11 protein-coding genes and 1 tRNA gene are annotated in these 15,256 nt (G+C 47.2%); all 12 read right to left on the reverse strand.

The features are described 5' to 3' along the window. Positions 1-3: 3 nt before the first annotated feature. The gene (fusA, locus tag F0U83_RS15780; protein WP_138988127.1) at positions 4-2,097 is read right to left on the reverse strand and encodes an elongation factor G; all 2,094 of its coding nucleotides are present in this window, start codon (positions 2,095-2,097) and stop codon (positions 4-6) included. An 18-nt stretch (positions 2,098-2,115) separates the two neighbouring features. Beyond that, the gene (gene rpsG, locus F0U83_RS15785; RefSeq protein WP_138988126.1) at positions 2,116-2,586 is read right to left on the reverse strand and encodes a 30S ribosomal protein S7; all 471 of its coding nucleotides are present in this window, start codon (positions 2,584-2,586) and stop codon (positions 2,116-2,118) included. A gap of 149 nt (positions 2,587-2,735) precedes the next feature. Next, complete coding sequence (gene rpsL / locus F0U83_RS15790) at positions 2,736-3,110, reverse strand: 30S ribosomal protein S12 (protein WP_138988125.1); 375 nt, start codon at positions 3,108-3,110, stop codon at positions 2,736-2,738. A 126-nt stretch (positions 3,111-3,236) separates the two neighbouring features. Next, on the reverse strand, positions 3,237-7,457 hold the full coding sequence (gene rpoC / locus F0U83_RS15795; protein ID WP_138988124.1) for a DNA-directed RNA polymerase subunit beta': 4,221 nt from the start codon (positions 7,455-7,457) through the stop codon (positions 3,237-3,239). A 66-nt stretch (positions 7,458-7,523) separates the two neighbouring features. Next, the gene (rpoB, locus tag F0U83_RS15800; protein WP_138988123.1) at positions 7,524-11,624 is read right to left on the reverse strand and encodes a DNA-directed RNA polymerase subunit beta; all 4,101 of its coding nucleotides are present in this window, start codon (positions 11,622-11,624) and stop codon (positions 7,524-7,526) included. A 174-nt stretch (positions 11,625-11,798) separates the two neighbouring features. Beyond that, the gene (rplL, locus tag F0U83_RS15805; protein ID WP_138988122.1) at positions 11,799-12,170 is read right to left on the reverse strand and encodes a 50S ribosomal protein L7/L12; all 372 of its coding nucleotides are present in this window, start codon (positions 12,168-12,170) and stop codon (positions 11,799-11,801) included. Between the two features lie 64 nt (positions 12,171-12,234). Continuing rightward, entirely contained in the window at positions 12,235-12,729 is a 495-nt protein-coding gene (rplJ, locus tag F0U83_RS15810) for a 50S ribosomal protein L10 (protein WP_138988121.1), read from the reverse strand. A 196-nt stretch (positions 12,730-12,925) separates the two neighbouring features. After that, positions 12,926-13,621 (reverse strand): 50S ribosomal protein L1, encoded by a 696-nt coding sequence (gene rplA / locus F0U83_RS15815; protein ID WP_138988120.1) that lies wholly within the window; start codon positions 13,619-13,621, stop codon positions 12,926-12,928. Next, complete coding sequence (gene rplK / locus F0U83_RS15820; protein ID WP_138988119.1) at positions 13,621-14,055, reverse strand: 50S ribosomal protein L11; 435 nt, start codon at positions 14,053-14,055, stop codon at positions 13,621-13,623. Before rplK ends, rplA begins: the two co-directional genes overlap by 1 nt. Positions 14,056-14,154: 99 nt before the next feature. Beyond that, on the reverse strand, positions 14,155-14,688 hold the full coding sequence (gene nusG, locus F0U83_RS15825) for a transcription termination/antitermination protein NusG (RefSeq protein ID WP_138988118.1): 534 nt from the start codon (positions 14,686-14,688) through the stop codon (positions 14,155-14,157). 11 nt (positions 14,689-14,699) lie between these two features. Then, positions 14,700-15,068, reverse strand: coding sequence for a preprotein translocase subunit SecE (gene secE, locus F0U83_RS15830; RefSeq protein WP_246077812.1), 369 nt, complete (start codon positions 15,066-15,068; stop codon positions 14,700-14,702). A 58-nt stretch (positions 15,069-15,126) separates the two neighbouring features. Continuing rightward, positions 15,127-15,202, reverse strand: a tRNA-Trp gene (locus F0U83_RS15835). Positions 15,203-15,256: the final 54 nt, after the last annotated feature.

The raw sequence follows: 15,256 nt of genomic DNA on the forward strand, positions 1-15,256 counted from the left end.
AAATTAATTATCTTTCATCACCGCTTCAGCGATGTTGTTCGGAGCTTCAGCGTAGCACTCGAATTCCATAGAGTATGTTGCACGACCTTGGGTCGCAGAACGCAAATCAGTTGCGTAACCAAACATTTCACCTAGTGGAACTTGCGCATTGATGATCTTACCAGAAGGAGAATCTTCCATACCCTGAACGAGACCACGACGACGGTTTAGGTCACCCATAACATCGCCCATGTAATCTTCTGGTGTTACCACTTCAACTTTCATCATAGGCTCAAGCAAGCAAGGACTAGCCTGCTGTGCATACTTCTTCAGCGCCTGGGATGCAGCAATTTTAAATGCCATCTCATTGGAGTCAACATCGTGGTATGAACCATCATAAAGGCGTGCTTTCAGGCCGATGAGAGGATAACCAGCGATAACGCCGTTTTTCATCTGCTCTTCAATACCTTTCTGCACTGCAGGGATATATTCCTTAGGAATCGAACCACCCACAACCTCATTGATAAACTCTAAACCTTCTTCATCAGAAGGACTGAATTCGATCATAACGTGACCATACTGACCACGACCACCTGACTGACGAGCAAACTTATGGTTTGCATCAATAGACTGGCGGATCTTCTCACGGTATGCCACCTGAGGCTTACCAATGTTGGCTTCAACACTGAATTCGCGACGCATGCGGTCTACGATGATATCTAAGTGAAGCTCGCCCATACCAGAGATGATTGTCTGACCAGATTCTTCATCGGTTTCAACACGGAAAGAAGGATCTTCCTGAGCAAGCTTACCCAGCGCAACACCCATTTTTTCCTGATCAGCTTTTGATTTAGGCTCAACAGCAACAGAAATTACCGGATCCGGGAACTCCATGCGCTCAAGTACGATCTTGTTATTCAGATCACACAGAGTATCCCCTGTAGTCACATCTTTCAGACCGATCATCGCTGCGATATCGCCAGCACGAACCTCTTTGATCTCTTCACGGCTGTTTGCGTGCATCTGCACCATACGACCGATACGCTCTTTCTTCTGCTTAACAGAGTTGTAAACGCTGTCGCCAGAGTTCAGAACACCTGAATAAACACGAACGAACGTCAATGTACCAACGAACGGGTCGGTAGCAATTTTGAACGCCAAAGCAGCAAACGGAGCATTATCATCAGCTTCACGCGTTGCAACAGTTTCGTCTTTATCGTCTAGCGTACCTTCGATCGCCTTAACTTCTTCTGGCGATGGCAAGTATTCAACAACAGCGTCTAGCATCGCTTGAACGCCCTTGTTCTTAAATGCAGAACCAGCCAGCATCAGAACAACTTCGTTAGCCAAAGTACGCGCACGCAGACCTTGCTTAATCTCTTCGTCTGACAGCTCACCTTCTTCAAGGTACTTATCCATCAGCTCATCAGAAGCTTCTGCAGCCGCCTCGACCATCTGCTCGCGCAGTTCATCAGCCTTATCCTGCAGATCAGCTGGAATATCTTCCAGCTCATAGGTCATACCCTGGTCTTCTTCATTCCACATGATCGCTTTCATGCGAATCAGATCAACAACGCCTTTAAATTCATCTTCTGCACCAATTGGGATATTAATTGGTACAGCAACAGCGCCTAAACGCTTTTTCAGCTGATCAACAACCATGTAGAAGTCAGCACCTGCACGGTCCATCTTATTGACGAATACCATGCGAGGAACTTCATACTTGTTTGCTTGACGCCATACTGTCTCTGTCTGAGGCTGAACGCCAGAAGACGCACACAGCACAACGACCGCGCCATCTAGTACACGCAAAGAACGCTCTACTTCGATTGTAAAGTCAACGTGACCTGGGGTGTCGATGATATTTACGCGGTGATCTTCAAACTGCTGGTTCATGCCTTTCCAGAAACAGGTAGTCGCCGCAGAAGTGATAGTAATACCACGCTCCTGCTCCTGCTCCATCCAGTCCATCGTTGCGGCACCATCATGCACCTCACCGATTTTATGAGACAGACCTGTATAGAAAAGTACACGCTCTGTAGTAGTGGTTTTGCCGGCATCTACGTGCGCACAAATACCGATGTTACGGTAACGGGCAAGGGGTGTTTTACGAGCCACGACTCATTCCTCTGAATGTTAGAAACGATAGTGAGCAAAAGCTTTGTTAGCCTCTGCCATACGGTGCACGTCTTCACGCTTCTTAACAGCAGCGCCACGACCTTCAGCCGCATCCAACATCTCGCCAGCCAAACGCAAAGCCATAGACTTCTCACCACGCTTACGTGCTGAGTCTACTAACCAACGCATAGACAATGCCATACGACGAGAAGGACGAACTTCACATGGAACCTGGTACGTAGCACCACCCACACGACGTGACTTAACCTCTACCGCCGGCTGAATGCTCTCTAATGCTTTTTCAAACATTTCCAGTGGATCGTTATTTGTGCGCTCCTGGATTTTGTCCAGTGCACCGTACACGATACGCTCAGCAACAGATTTCTTACCGCTGACCATAACGTGGTTAATGAATTTTGCCAGTGTAATGTTACCGAATTTTGGATCCGGTAGTATTTCGCGCTTCGCAGCGACGCGTCTTCTAGGCATGATAAGCCCTCATTGTTAAAAGGTCTTCAGGAACTTCAGATAGATTTCGACTACCTGACCTTACTCTTACCGTGACCGGCCTAGCTAAATTTAGTATTGAACCTGCGAACAGACGCACTACTACTTTCAACCTCACCGTTATACGGATATTAAGACTTAGGACGTTTTGTACCGTACTTCGAACGACCCTGTTTACGGTCGTTAACACCTGAACAGTCAAGTGCACCACGAACTGTATGGTAACGAACACCTGGCAAGTCTTTTACACGACCGCCACGGATCAGCACCACACTGTGCTCTTGCAGGTTGTGACCTTCACCACCGATGTAGGAAGTCACTTCGAAGCCGTTTGTTAAACGAACACGGCAAACTTTACGAAGAGCCGAGTTAGGCTTCTTCGGAGTTGTTGTGTAAACACGTGTACAAACGCCACGACGCTGAGGACAAGCCTGCAGTGCCGGAACGTCACTTTTTTGTACTTTGCGCTTACGTGGCGAGCGAACCAATTGGTTAATTGTTGCCATTTAAGCAAACTCCACGTTTTCACGTTTAAATAATAAGCACCAAAAAACCGGATTAAGATAATCCGGTCACTAAGGGGGCGGAATTTTAACCAATTCCGCCCCATCTCGTCAATCACTGATTATTTATTAATCAGCATTCGACAAAGAAGCATTCAATGCAGCGGTCAGTGCTTCTTGCACCTCTTCTGCACTGACTGTTTCAGTTCCTTGAGCAAGCGCACGTTTACGCTTGCGTTCACTGTGGTAAGCCAAGCCTGTTCCCGCAGGGATCAGACGACCTACAACAACGTTTTCTTTCAGGCCGCGCAAGAAATCTTGCTTGCCTGTTACCGCACCTTCCGTGAGTACGCGTGTTGTCTCCTGGAAAGATGCTGCAGAGATGAACGACTCTGTAGCCAACGATGCTTTGGTAATACCCAATAGCACACGCTCGAACTTAGCAGGGATCTTATCTGCCGCTTCAAGCTCTGCATTCTCAGCAACAACAGCGGCATATTCGACCTGTTCACCAGGAATAAAGGTAGAATCACCGGATGTAACAATTTCAACTTTACGCAACATCTGACGCACAATAACTTCAATGTGCTTGTCATTGATAATTACACCCTGCAGACGGTAAACGTCTTGAATCTCGTTCACGATGTATTCTGCTAGGCGTTCAACACCTAGAATGCGCAGGATATCATGTGGATTGGACGGGCCATCAGAAATAACCTCACCTTTTTCTACGTACTCACCCTCGAATACGTTCAGGTTACGCCACTTCTGAATCATCAGTTCATAAGGCTCTGCGTCATTTGGTGTAATCACCAGACGCTTCTTACCTTTAGTCTCTTTACCAAAGGTAACGATACCGGATACTTCTGCCAAAATTGAAGACTCTTTTGGCTTACGCGCCTCAAACAAGTCTGCAACACGCGGCAAACCACCGGTGATATCTTTGTTTACAGAACCTTCCTGCGGAATACGCGCTAGCGCATCACCCACAGCCACACTAGCACCATCGACCATGTTCAAGATCGCTTTAGCCGGCAACATATACTGCGCTGGTGCATCAGTACCTGGATGGCAGATATCATTGCCCTTGTCATCGACAAGCTTGATCATTGGGCGGATATCTTTACCTGCAGCAGGACGGTCTTTAGCATCCAAGACCTCAGTAGTGGATAGGCCTGTGAGTTCATCCGTTGTCTGCTTAACAGTAATACCGTCTTCCATACCCATGAAGACAACTTTACCCGCTACCTCTGTAATAATTGGGTGAGTATGCGGATCCCAGTTAGCAACGATGTCACCAGCATCCACTGATGAGCCATCTTTAACTTTAATGACTGCACCATAAGGCAATTTATAGCGCTCACGCTCACGACCATGCTCATCGGTAACGCCCAACTCACCGGAACGAGAGGTGGCTACCAGCATACCTGCGGGTGTTTCAACATACTTCAAGTTATGCAGGCGAATTTCACCCCCGTTTTTAACCTGAATACTATCAACTGCTGCTGCTCGAGATGCCGCACCACCGATGTGGAAGGTACGCATGGTCAGCTGAGTACCTGGTTCACCAATCGACTGTGCCGCAATAACACCAACCGCTTCACCAGGATTAACACCGTGACCACGACCCAAATCACGACCATAGCAGGCAGAGCATATACCGAAACGAGTATTACACGTGATCGCAGAACGTACGATAATCTCATCGATAGAGGAGAAGCGCTCGTCATTCTCAAGGCGATTAACCCACGCTTCATCAATCAACGTACCTGCTGGAATGAGTACGTCAACACCAGCCGGGTCTAATACATCCTTAGCAACAACACGCCCAAGAACACGATCACCCAAAGCAACAACCACATCGCCGCCTTCGATCATTGGCTGCATAACCAAGCCGTTCTCAGTACCACAATCGGCTTCTGTTATAACCAAGTCTTGCGCCACATCTACCAAACGGCGTGTCAGGTAACCCGAGTTCGCTGTTTTAAGTGCGGTATCGGCCAAACCTTTACGAGCACCGTGAGTAGAGATGAAGTACTGAAGTACGTTCAGGCCTTCACGGAAGTTAGCAACAATTGGCGTTTCGATGATAGAACCATCCGGCTTCGCCATCAAACCACGCATACCTGCCAACTGACGAATCTGAGCAGCACTACCACGGGCACCGGAGTCGGCCATCATGTAAACAGAGTTGAACGATTCCTGATCAACTTCATTACCTTCACGATCGATGGTTTTCTCAGTTTTCAGGTTCTCCATCATTCGCTTCGCCAACAATTCATTAGCACGCGACCAGATATCAATAACCTTGTTATATTTCTCGCCCTGCGTCACCAAACCGTCTGCAAATTGGCGCTCGATGTCTTTTACTTCAACATCTGCTTCACCAACGATGGCTGCTTTTTCATCAGGAATAACGAAGTCGTTTACACCAATTGAAGCACCTGAGGTTGTCGCTTGTTTAAAACCGGTATACATCAACTGGTCAGCGAAGATAACCGTGTCTTTCAAACCGCAACGACGATACGCTTCGTTCAGCAAACGGGAGATTGCTTTTTTCTTCATCGTCTGATTAACCAGCGAGAATGGCAATCCGTCTGGAACGATAGAGAACAGCATTGCGCGACCCACAGTGGTCTCTTTTAGCTCAGTTAATGCAGTTACATTGCCTTCGATATCGCGGATAACTTCGCTGATACGAACTTTAACTTTTGCCTGAAGATCAACCTGTTTAGCGCCATAAGCGCGCTCTACTTCTTCAATATCCGAGAACACCATACCTTCGCCTTTAGCGTTGATACGGTCACGCGTCATGAAGTACAGACCCAATACAACGTCCTGAGAAGGAACGATGATAGGCTCGCCATTGGCTGGTGACAAAATATTATTGGTGGACATCATCAAAGCACGTGCTTCAAGCTGTGCTTCAATAGTCAGCGGTACGTGTACCGCCATTTGGTCACCGTCAAAGTCAGCGTTATACGCCGCACAAACCAACGGATGAAGCTGAATCGCTTTACCTTCAATTAGAACAGGCTCAAACGCCTGAATACCTAAACGGTGAAGCGTTGGTGCACGGTTCAGAAGCACAGGATGCTCACGGATAACTTCATCCAGAATATCCCATACTAATGGCTCTTCGCGCTCAACCATTTTCTTCGCAGCTTTAATCGTCGTCGCGTAACCGCGCAACTCTAGCTTAGAGAAGATGAATGGCTTGAACAGCTCCAGTGCCATTTTCTTTGGCAGACCGCACTGGTGTAGACGCAGATACGGACCTACTACGATTACAGAACGACCCGAATAGTCTACACGCTTACCAAGCAGGTTCTGACGGAAACGACCCTGCTTACCTTTGATCATATCTGCCAAAGATTTCAGAGGGCGTTTGTTAGAACCCGTAATTGCACGACCGCGACGGCCGTTATCAAGCAGCGCATCAACGGATTCTTGCAGCATACGTTTTTCGTTACGTACGATGATATCAGGCGCATTAAGATCCAATAGGCGCTTCAAACGGTTATTACGGTTGATAACGCGGCGATACAGGTCGTTTAGATCAGATGTCGCGAAACGACCACCATCCAGCGGTACTAGTGGGCGCAGATCAGGTGGCAGAACCGGCAGAACCGACATAACCATCCACTCTGGTTTGTTGCCAGATTTGTAGAATGATTCACACAACTTTAAGCGCTTAGATAGTTTTTTGATCTTAGTTTCAGAGTTAGTTGCCGGAATCTCTTCACGAAGCATCTGAATCTCTTCTTCCAGATCAATAGAAGCCATCAGCATCTGAACTGCTTCAGCACCCATACGCGCATCGAATTCGTCTCCAAACTCTTCTAACGCTTCGAAGTATTGCTCATCGTTTAGCAACTGACCACGCTCAAGCGTTGTCATACCTGGCTCGATCACTACAAATGATTCGAAGTAAAGCACACGCTCGATATCACGCAGCGTCATATCCAGCATTAAGCCAATACGGGACGGAAGCGATTTTAAGAACCAAATATGCGCAACAGGGGACGCCAATTCAATATGGCCCATACGGTCACGACGCACTTTAGTTAGTGTGACTTCAACACCACACTTTTCACAAATAACACCGCGGTGCTTCATGCGCTTGTATTTACCACACAAGCACTCATAGTCCTTCACAGGACCGAAAATTTTCGCACAGAAAAGACCATCACGCTCAGGCTTGAACGTACGATAATTGATAGTTTCTGGTTTTTTAACCTCACCGAAAGACCATGAGCGGATCATTTCTGGTGATGCCAGTGAGATTTTGATCGAGTCAAACTCATCAGCCTGGCTTTGTGTCTTAAGCAGATTCAGCAAATCTTTCATTATCAACAGCTCCTCGCGGAGTTATTGGACGGATGTCATCATCCGTCCGGGTGATTCGGTTATACCTTAGTCGTTCTCAAGCTCGATATCGATACCCAAAGAGCGGATCTCTTTGATCAATACGTTGAATGATTCCGGCATTCCCGGCTCCATTCTGTGGTCGCCATCAACGATATTCTTATACATTTTGGTACGGCCATTAACGTCATCCGACTTCACGGTTAACATCTCCTGCAATGTATAAGCGGCTCCATAAGCTTCTAGTGCCCACACTTCCATCTCACCGAAGCGCTGACCACCGAATTGAGCCTTACCGCCCAGCGGCTGCTGAGTAACCAAGCTATAAGAACCGGTAGAACGAGCATGCATTTTGTCATCCACCAAGTGGTTAAGCTTGAGCATGTACATGTAACCAACAGTCACCTGACGCTCAAACTGATCACCGGTACGACCATCAAACAGCGTTACCTGACCACTATCATTCATGTCAGCCAGACGTAAAAGCTCTTTGATTTCTGCTTCTTTCGCACCGTCAAATGCAGGCGTTGCTAATGGAACACCACCGCACAGATTGCGCGCTAACTCCATAATCTCATCATCAGAGAAACTATCCAGATCTTCTTTACGAGAAGACTCCCAGCCGTCTAGCTCTGAGTTATAGATTTTGTGCAGGAATTCACGAATCTCTTTGACCGTTTCTGCCTTTTCGCGCTCGACTTCCAACATGCCATTGATCTTACGACCCAGGCCTTTTGCGGCTGCACCCATATGCGTTTCTAGAATCTGACCAACGTTCATACGCGATGGTACACCCAGCGGGTTCAGCACTATATCTACTGGCTCACCATTTTCGTCGTAAGGCATATCTTCTACAGGCATAATGACCGAGATAACACCTTTGTTACCGTGGCGGCCCGCCATCTTATCACCAGGCTGTACGCGGCGTTTTGTTGCCACATAAACCTTAACGATCTTAAGAACGCCTGGCGCAAGATCATCGCCTGTCTGAAGCTTACGTTTTTTATCTTCGAATTTCTTATCAAGCTCTTCACGACGTTCTAGCAATTGCGCTTGTGCTTGCTCTAACTGCTCAGAAACGGCATCGTCAGATACGCGAATCTTGAACCACTCATCTTTCTTAATTTCACCTAAGAAAGCGTCTGTGATCTCTTCGCCTTTCTTCAAGCCAGCACCACCATCAGCCTTGAGGCCAACCAACACTTTTGCTAAGCGCTCATAAGTTGCTTGCTCAACAATGCGATATTCGTCATTTAAGTCTTTACGAATAGCATCCATCTCGGCTTTTTCAATCGAGAGAGCACGCTCATCTTTTTGAACACCATCACGAGTAAAGACCTGTACATCAATAACTTTACCGGTCGTACCACCTTTAACGCGCAAAGAGGTATCTTTTACATCAGACGCTTTCTCACCAAAGATCGCACGTAGCAGTTTCTCTTCTGGAGTCAGCTGAGTTTCTCCCTTCGGTGTAACCTTACCGACAAGGATATCTCCAGGGCCAACTTCCGCACCAATATGCACAATACCGGACTCATCCAGTTTGGCCAGTGCAGACTCTCCCACATTTGGAATATCGGAAGTAATTTCCTCAGATCCCAATTTGGTATCACGCGCCACACAGGTCAGTTCCTGAATATGAATCGTTGTGAAACGATCTTCCTGAACAACACGCTCCGAGATAAGGATCGAGTCTTCGAAGTTGTAACCATTCCAAGGCATGAAGGCGATGCGCATGTTCTGGCCTAACGCCAGCTCACCCATATCAACTGATGGACCATCCGCCATGATATCACCGCGGCTTACCACTTCGCCCTGGCGGACAATCGAACGCTGGTTAATACAAGTATTCTGGTTAGAACGCGTGTACTTGGTCAGCGTGTAAATATCAACACCCGCATCACCCGCTGTCACTTCATCATCATTCACACGCACAACAATACGTGCAGCATCAACAGATTCGATAACTCCACCACGTTTAGCGGTGATACATACACCCGAGTCACGAGCAACATAGCGCTCCATGCCCGTACCAACTACCGGCTTATCAGCACGCAGTGTTGGAACAGCCTGACGCTGCATGTTTGAACCCATCAATGCACGGTTAGCATCGTCATGCTCAAGGAACGGAATCAAAGAGGCCGCTATAGATACAACCTGACGTGGTGAAACGTCCATGAAGTCAACGCGATCAGGCGTCATTACCGTAAATTCGTTCTGGTGACGAACCGCAACCAGCTCATCAGTTAAACGACGGTTCTCATCCATCAAGGCCGAAGCCTGCGCGATGACATATTTGTTCTCTTCAATCGCTGACAAGTATTCGATATCGTCAGTAACAACACCATCAACCACTTTACGGTATGGCGTCTCAAGGAAACCATAATCGTTTGTGCGCGCAAATGTTGCCAAGGAGTTGATCAAACCAATGTTTGGCCCCTCTGGCGTTTCGATAGGACATACACGACCGTAGTGCGTTGGGTGAACGTCACGAACCTCGAAGCCTGCACGTTCACGCGTCAAACCGCCGGGGCCCAATGCAGATACACGACGCTTATGAGTAACTTCTGACAACGGGTTGTTTTGATCCATAAACTGCGACAACTGTGAAGAGCCAAAGAACTCTTTCACTGCAGCAGCCACTGGCTTAGCATTTATTAAATCTTGAGGCATCAAACCATCAGATTCAGCCATGCTCAGACGCTCGCGGACCGCGCGTTCTACACGTACAAGGCCGACGCGGAACTGGTTTTCTGCCATCTCACCAACAGAGCGAATACGGCGGTTACCTAAATGGTCGATATCATCAACAATACCTTTACCGTTGCGGATATCGATCAAAGTTTTCATGACATCAAGAATGTCATCTTTATCCAGTACGCCAGAGCCAACTTCTTCTTTACGGCCAAGGCGGCGATTAAATTTCATACGACCAACAGCAGACATATCGTAACGCTCTTCAGAGAAGAAGAGGTTTTCGAATAGCGCTTCTGCTGATTCTTTGGTTGGTGGCTCACCAGGGCGCATCATGCGGTAAATTTCAACCAAAGACTCCAACTGGCTGCGAGTTGGGTCAATACGCAATGTATCAGAAATAAACGGACCGCAATCCAAATCGTTGGTATAGAGTGTCTCAATAGCCGTTACATTAGCAGCCAATAGCTTAGCGACTAACTCTTCAGTCACTTCAGTATTACAAGGGCAGATGAGTTCACCCGTAGCAGGGTCGATAATATCTTTGGCGATCGCCTTACCGGCTAGATATTCCATAGGAACATCTAACTGTGTCATAGAGGCATCAGCCATCTTTTTAATGTGGCGCGGAGTAATACGACGACCCGCTTCAACAACCACATCACCCTGTGGGCTCTTAATCTCGAACGACATGGTTTCACCACGTAGGCGTTCGGGCACCAATTCCATTTGAATACCACTGGCCGACAAAGTCCAGTTAGTATTCTCAAAGAAAATCTCTAAAATCTCGCTTGCTTCATAGCCTAACGCACGTAGCAAGATAGTTGCTGGTAGCTTACGACGTCTATCGATACGCACGAAAAGCGCATCTTTTGGATCAAACTCAAAGTCTAACCAAGACCCACGATAAGGAATAATACGAGCTGAATACAACAACTTGCCCGAAGAGTGAGTTTTACCTTTATCGTGATCAAAGAACACACCCGGCGAACGGTGCAACTGAGATACAATAACACGCTCTGTTCCGTTGACAACAAAAGTGCCGTTATCCGTCATCAAAGGCATTTCGCCCATGTAGACTTCTTGTTCTTTAATATCTTTGACTGACTTGTTCGACGTTTCGCGATCATAGATCACTAAGCGAACTTTCACACGCAATGGTGCCGCATAGGTCACACCACGCAGTTGACACTCTTTAACATCAAATACGGGCTCACCAAGACGATAGCCAACATATTCCAAAGCCGCATTGCCGGAATAAGAGACAATAGGAAATACAGATTTAAAAGCCGCGTGCAGGCCTTCCTCTTTACGATCTCCGGCTTCCACTCCTTCTTGGAGGAATTTGCGGTAAGAGTCTAGCTGGATCGCTAGCAGGTAAGGTACATCCATGACTTGCAGCAATTTGCTGAAATCTTTGCGGATGCGTTTCTTTTCAGTATATGAATAAGCCATCAGTGTTCCCCAGCATGTGCACCAAGTTGAGAAGCAGTCCAGAATGAGAGCTTCCGGTCTGTGCTGCCGTCATTTAATTGCTGTCTATAAATAACGGAAAAAGGCCGGTGGCAATTTGCCACCAGCCATAGGTGTTTCAAGCAGTCTCAGGCTGCTTGTAAAGCATAAGTGCGATTACTTAAGCTCAACAGAAGCGCCAGCTTCTTCCAGTGCTTTCTTAAGCTCTTCAGCTTCTTCTTTGCTAGCACCTTCTTTAATAGTAGATGGAGCACCATCAACCATTTCTTTAGCTTCTTTCAGACCTAGGCCTGTAGCTGCACGAACAGCCTTGATAACGTTTACTTTCTTATCGCCAGCAGCGGTCAGAACAACGTCAAATTCAGTTTGCTCAGCAGCAGCAGCACCAGCATCGCCAGCAGGGCCAGCAACAACAGCAGCAGCAGCAGATACGCCGAATTTTTCTTCCATAGCTGAAACCAGTTCAACTACATCCATTACAGACATTTCAGCGATTGCGTTGATGATATCTTCTTTAGTCAGAGACATGACTTTTTCCTATAAAAACTAGTGGAGCCTAAGCTCATTAAATACTGTAACAAGTGAGCGTAATTTACGCCGCTTCCTGCTCTTTTTGAACGCGAACAGCGTCGATAACACGTACCAACTTGCCAGCTGCTGCTTCTTTCATACAGCTCATCAGTTTTGCCAGACCTTCTTCGTAAGTCGGCAAGCTTGCCAACATACTGACGTCTACAACTGAACCTTCAAAGGCTGCTGTTTTCAGCTCAAACTTATCATTTCCCTTAGCGAATTCTTTCAGAATACGCGCACCAGCACCTGGGTGCTCGTTAGAGAATGCAATGATAGTAGGGCCAACGAAAGAATCAGACAGACATTCGAACGCTGATCCAGCTACTGCACGACGAGCCAGCGTGTTACGAACAACACGCAGCCATACGCCATTTTCACGAGCCTGCTTACGCAGCGCAGTCATGTCAGTCACGGTTACACCGCGAGAGTCAGCAACTACAGCTGATAGAGCGCTCTGAGCAGCTTCCTGGACTTCAGCGACGATCGCTTTTTTGTCTTCTAGTCCTAATGCCACAATTAACTCCTGGATTGAGTCTTTCGACTATTTACCAAATCTACAAACGTAGATTTACGAGTGTGCGGTGTTTTTCACCGTCTGCGCAGGCCGGTTCCCCATTAAGACACTTTCAACAAGTATCACCTGCGGTCTTTGACGGCCTTCGTCTCTGTCTAACAGGTCACGAAGACCCTCAAAAAACCTTGAGGGTTGATTAAGCGTTTAGTGACGCCTGATCAACCAACAGACCTGGCCCCATAGTAGAGGACAGTGTCACTTTCTTAACATAAACGCCTTTGGCAGAAGCAGGCTTTAGCTTCTTAAGATCAGCAAGCAATGCTTCGATGTTCTGCTGAATCGACTCAGGAGCAAATTCAATCTTACCAACACCAGCATGGATGATCCCGTTCTTATCTGTACGGAAGCGTACTTGACCAGCCTTAGCATTTTTAACCGCTGTAACAACATCAGGCGTTACCGTGCCAACTTTTGGGTTAGGCATCAGACCACGAGGACCTAGAACTTGACCCAACTGACCCACAACGCGCATAGCATCAGGAGTAGCGATTACAACGCCATAATCCAGATCACCACCTTTCATTGCTTCTGCAAGGTCTTCAAAACCTACCACATCAGCACCAGCTTCTTTTGCTTTTTCGGCATTCTCGCCTTGAGCAAATACAGCAACACGAACATCTTTACCTGTGCCGTTTGGCAAAACAGTAGAGCCGCGAACAACCTGGTCAGATTTACGAGGATCAACACCTAGATTGATAGACACATCGATAGACTCTTTAAAGCCTACAGTCGAAATTTTTGCTAATGTCTCTACAGCCTCTGTAATAGAGTATGCTTTTCCGGACTCAACTACTTCACGGATCGCCTTTTGGCGCTTAGTCAGCTTAGCCATTATTCCATACCCTCCACGACGATACCCATGCTACGAGCACTACCTGCGATAGTACGAACAGCAGCATCCATATCAGCAGCCGTCAAATCTGCCATCTTAGTTGTTGCAATTTCTTCAACTTGAGCACGAGTCACAGTACCGACTTTCTCAGTATTAGGACGGCCAGAGCCACTCTTCAAACCGGCTGCTTTCTTCAACAAAATAGAAGCTGGAGGCGTTTTTGTGATGAAGGTAAAGCTGCGATCGCTGTACACAGTAATAACTACTGGTGTAGGCAGACCTGGCTCTAAACCTTGAGTTTCAGCGTTAAAAGCCTTACAAAACTCCATAATGTTCACACCATGCTGACCCAAAGCTGGACCAACTGGGGGACTTGGGTTTGCCTGACCTGCTTTGACCTGCAGCTTAATGTAAGCCTGTATTTTCTTGGCCATTATTTTATCTCCTATGGGTTAATCGCCTTACGGCTCCCCGATTTTTACAGACGCAAAAACTCCACCTCAACAAAGGCAGAGTTTTCAAAAATTCTTATCTTAGGCCTTTTCGACCTGACCAAACTCCAACTCTACCGGCGTAGAGCGACCAAAAATCAAAACCGCAACCTTAAGGCGATTCTTATCGTAGTCAACCTCTTCAACCACACCATTAAAGTCAGCAAAAGGACCATCTGAAACACGAACCATTTCACCAGGCTCAAATACCGTTTTAGGCTTAGGCTTATCACCGCCACTTTCAACGCGAGACTTCATATCTTCAGCCTCACGAGCGGTCATCGGCGCCGGCTTATCCGCCGTACCGCCAATAAAACCTAGAACGCGGTCTGTATGCTTAACCAAATGCCACGTCTCATCCGTCATTTCCATTTCAACAAAAACATAACCCGGATAAAACTTACGCTCAGACTTACGCTTTTTACCTTCGCGAATCTCAACCACTTCTTCAGTAGGCACAAGAATATCGCCAAACATATCCTCAAGACCCGCTAACGCTATACGCTCTTCCAGCGAACCTTTAACACGCTTCTCATAGTTAGAATGAGCATGAACAACATACCAATTTTTAGCCACGCCGCTCTCTCCTAACCAATCACACTAGAGACCATCCAACCCAATAATGAGTCAAGCCCCCACAAAAACAAGCCGATTAACAACACAACAACCACAACCATCGCCGTAGTCTGAAGCGTTTCCTGGCGCGTAGGCCAAACCACCTTACGCACTTCATTTTTCGCCTCTTTAAAAAGAGTGAAAAACGCCTTACCCTTAGCCGTCTGCAATGCAACAAAACCAGCCACCAAAGCCAGCACCAGCAACCCAATAACACGATACAGCAAAGACTGCTCCGCATACATCGAGTTACCAACAACACCTACAGCAACCAGCAGAATAACTACCAACCACTTTATAGCGTCAAACTTAGATACTTCAGTTGTCTCTTTTGAATTCACGCTTGTTAGCCTCGGCTTCGAATAAAGCTTGCGCTTTGAAACCATCTTCGACTGAAGATGGCAGGCCAGGAGGGACTCGAACCCACAACCTGCGGTTTTGGAGACCGCTGCTCTGCCAATTGAGCCACTGACCTACTGAAAACAGGGATGCACATTATAGTCACACCCCCGGTACTTGGCAATACCTT

The organism is Neptunomonas concharum, from assembly GCF_008630635.1.
In the GTDB taxonomy this organism is placed as follows: domain Bacteria; phylum Pseudomonadota; class Gammaproteobacteria; order Pseudomonadales; family Balneatricaceae; genus Neptunomonas; species Neptunomonas concharum.

Excerpts from the sequence above, each read along its gene's own strand:
- rpsG (WP_138988126.1), bottom strand. The coding sequence starts at position 2,586 with ATGCCTAGAAGACGCGTCGCTGCGAAGCGCGAAATACTACCGGATCCA.
- rpsL (WP_138988125.1), bottom strand. The coding sequence starts at position 3,110 with ATGGCAACAATTAACCAATTGGTTCGCTCGCCACGTAAGCGCAAAGTA.
- rpoC (WP_138988124.1), bottom strand. The coding sequence starts at position 7,457 with ATGAAAGATTTGCTGAATCTGCTTAAGACACAAAGCCAGGCTGATGAG.
- rpoB (WP_138988123.1), bottom strand. The coding sequence starts at position 11,624 with ATGGCTTATTCATATACTGAAAAGAAACGCATCCGCAAAGATTTCAGC.
- rplL (WP_138988122.1), bottom strand. The coding sequence starts at position 12,170 with ATGTCTCTGACTAAAGAAGATATCATCAACGCAATCGCTGAAATGTCT.
- rplA (WP_138988120.1), bottom strand. The coding sequence starts at position 13,621 with ATGGCTAAGCTGACTAAGCGCCAAAAGGCGATCCGTGAAGTAGTTGAG.
- rplK (WP_138988119.1), bottom strand. The coding sequence starts at position 14,055 with ATGGCCAAGAAAATACAGGCTTACATTAAGCTGCAGGTCAAAGCAGGT.